Source organism: Streptomyces sp. NPDC058964 (assembly GCF_042741275.1).
Classification (GTDB): domain Bacteria; phylum Actinomycetota; class Actinomycetes; order Streptomycetales; family Streptomycetaceae; genus Streptomyces.
Genome location: NZ_JBHYKH010000413.1, coordinates 5,135 through 8,128, shown reverse-complemented (window position 1 = coordinate 8,128; position 2,994 = coordinate 5,135). Strand labels below are relative to the sequence as shown.

The 2,994-nt window shown below is 74.3% G+C and carries 2 protein-coding genes; both read right to left on the bottom strand.

Going from position 1 to position 2,994, the window contains the following annotated elements:
- Positions 1–102: 102 nt before the first annotated feature.
- On the bottom strand, positions 103–1,806 hold the full coding sequence (locus ACFW2E_RS35190; RefSeq protein WP_384472532.1) for a DoxX family membrane protein: 1,704 nt from the start codon (positions 1,804–1,806) through the stop codon (positions 103–105).
- Positions 1,807–1,946: 140 nt separating this feature from the next.
- Positions 1,947–2,888: a 23S rRNA (guanosine(2251)-2'-O)-methyltransferase RlmB gene (rlmB, locus tag ACFW2E_RS35185; protein WP_384472529.1), complete on the bottom strand. Its 942-nt coding sequence runs from the start codon at positions 2,886–2,888 to the stop codon at positions 1,947–1,949.
- Positions 2,889–2,994 lie beyond the last annotated feature (106 nt).

Sequence of the window (2,994 nt, the reverse complement as noted above, 5' to 3'; positions counted from 1 at the left end):
CGGGGCGGGCGAGCGAGACACACCCTCCGCGCCCCCCCCCGCCACCGCCCCGCCCGGGGGGGCGGGGGCCCCCCCCCCCCCCCCCTTCGAGTGCCGCCGCCGCTAGCCCAGCAGGCCGCCCACCAGTCCGGGCTGCCCGGAGGACGTGCTGCCGCCGCCACTGCCGGTGCCGGTGCCGCCGGACGAGCCGCTGCCACCGGTGGCCGTGCCGCCGGTGCTGGGACCCGCGGTGGTGCTGGGGGCCTGGCCGGCCGGGGAGGTGTGCCGCGGCGGGGCCTGGCCCGCGGTGCCCTGGGTCTGGCTGGGCGCGCCACCGGCGGCGGAGCCCGACGACTGGGCCGCACCCGGGGCCGTCGCCGCGCCGGACGGACTGGCACCCGCCGTGACGCCGCCGGACGGCGGGGTGGAGGCCGCAGGGGCCTTGCTGTGCCGCTGGGCGGGCTCCTCCGGGAGCGCCGAGCCGGGCAGGTTGTTGCGCGGGGCCTCGCCGGGACCGGGCACGACCACTCGGCTGGAGTCGCGCACGGCGCCGCCCAGCAGGGAGCCGACGAGCAGGGTCAGGCCGACGGTGACGGCCGTGACGAGGGCACCGCGGCGCAGGACGAAGCGGCGCAGCTCCCAGATGTCGGAGCGCGGTCCGAGGGTGCGCCAGGCGCTGCCCGCGAGGCGGCCGTCGACGGAGTAGACGGGGGCGCCGGCGATGATCAGCGGGGACCAGGCGGCCAGGTAGATGATGTCGGGGGCGTCGTAGGCGGGGACGGTCTTCCAGCTGACGGTGACGATGAGCGCGGCCGAGAGCAGCGCGCCGAAGACCGCGGCGACCCGCTGCCAGCAGCCCAGGATCGTGAGGACGCCCACGACGACCTGGAGGAAGGCGATCACGAGCCCGGAGCCGACCGGGTGCTGGAGCGCGAACTGCCGCAGCGGTTCGGCGACTTCCCAGGGGTGCAGGGTGTTGAGCCACTTCACCATGGAGCCGCGCTTGCCGCCGTCGAAGTAGACGGGGTCGCAGAGCTTGCCCATGCCGGCGTAGATGGAGATGAAGCCGAGGAAGACGCGCAGGGGGAGCAGGACGACGCCGAGGTTCATCCGGCGGCCGGGGTAGTAGGCGTGCCGGGCCGGGTCGTCGCCGTGGCGCCTGCCCCGCCGTTCGGCGGCCGTCTCGGCCGGTTCCTCGAAGTCCTCGAACTCCTCATCGTCGTAGAGGGATTCGTCGTAGAGGGATTCGTCGTAGAGGGACTCGTCGTAGGAGGGTTCGTCGTAGGCGCTGCCCACGGTCCGCATGTGGGGCAGGAGCCGGGTCTCACCGGCGACGGGGGTGCGCTGGTGGCCGACGACGGGGGTCTCGACGGTCCGGTCGACGTCGTCGTAGCCGCCGTCGCCGTAACCGCCGTACCCGACACGGGGGATGACCTGGGTTGCCCCGGCGTCGACGGACGGCTCCTCCGGGTGGTGCACGCTGCCGCCCCGCACCGCCTGGAGCAGCCGGTGGGCGCCGGTGTCGTCGGGTTCGGACCTGCCGCTCCACACAACGGGGCGGCGCCGGGGCCCGGCCGTGCCCGCTCTGCCCGCCGCGCCGACGACCGGGACGCGGGCGGTGTCCTGGGGGTAGCTCAAGTGCCGTGCCACCCGCGGGGATTGGGCTCGCCGTGTCGAGGCGCCCAGCTGCACGCGGAAGCTCGCGTGATTGACGATGACCTGCGCCGGATCGCTCGGCACCTTCACCATGCTCAGCGCGGGAGCGTCGTCGAATCCCGACGAGCGGTCCCCCGTGGGTGTGCGGGGTGTTCTGGTGTCCACACTCATCTAACCGAGTGACGTGGAGTTAGGACACTGCTTTGACCGGTCGGATCTGTCCGGACCGCGTCAAGGTTGTCCCGGACGCCGGAATTGACCCGCACGGGTGAACTCACGGACGCGCGTTCAGGCGCGTCCGTGAGTCGCCGTCAGCCTCGGCGCCGAGCCGTCTCGTACAGGACGATCCCGGCCGCGACGCCGGCGTTGAGCGACTCCGCGCCACCGGGCATCGGGATCCGCACCCGGAAGTCGCACGTCTCGCCGACCAGTCGGGACAGACCCTTGCCCTCGCTGCCGACGACGATGACGACCGGACCCTCCAGGGCCTCCAGGTCGCCGAGTTCGGCATCTCCGTCGGCGGCGAGGCCGACGACCACGATCCCGGCCTTCTTGTACGCCTCCAGGGCGCGCGTCAGATTGGTCGCGCGGGCGACGGGCGTACGGGCCGCCGTACCGGCGGACGTCTTCCAGGCACCGGCGGTCATGCCGGCCGCGCGCCGCTCGGGAACGACGACACCGTGGCCGCCGAAGGCGGAGACGGAGCGGACGACGGCGCCGAGGTTGCGCGGGTCGGTCACCCCGTCGAGGGCGACGATCAGCGGGTCCTCGCCCTCGTCGTAGGCGGCGTCGGCGAGGTCCTCGGGGTGCGCGTACTCGTACGGCGGGACCTGGAGGACGAGGCCCTGGTGGTTGAGCCCGTTGGCCATGCGGTCGAGCTCGGGGCGCGGGGCCTCCATGAGGTTGATGCCCCCGCGCTCGGCGGCGAGCTGGAGTGCCTCGCGGACGCGCTCGTCGTTGTCGATGAACTGCTGGACGTAGAGGGTGCTCGCGGGCACGCCCTCGCGCAGCGCCTCTACGACCGGGTTGCGGCCGACGACCAGCTCGGAGGACGTCCTGCCGCCACCCCTGCGCTGCTGCGTACGCCCCTGGGCGCGACGCGCCTTCGCGTTCGCGGCGCGCTGCTTGGCGTGTCCCTTGCGCATCTCGGCGGGCGGGGTCGGCCCCTTGCCCTCCAGGCCCCGGCGCCGCTGGCCGCCGCTGCCGACCTGCGCGCCCTTCTTGCCGGACATGCGGCGGTTGTTCGCGGCCATGACCTACCTGTTCTGTGCGGAAGCGTGCGTACGTGTATATGCAGTGTGGGGGGCGGGGGGGCGCGGGGGGCGCGGGCCAGACACAGAGACAGCGCGCGCGCGCGCC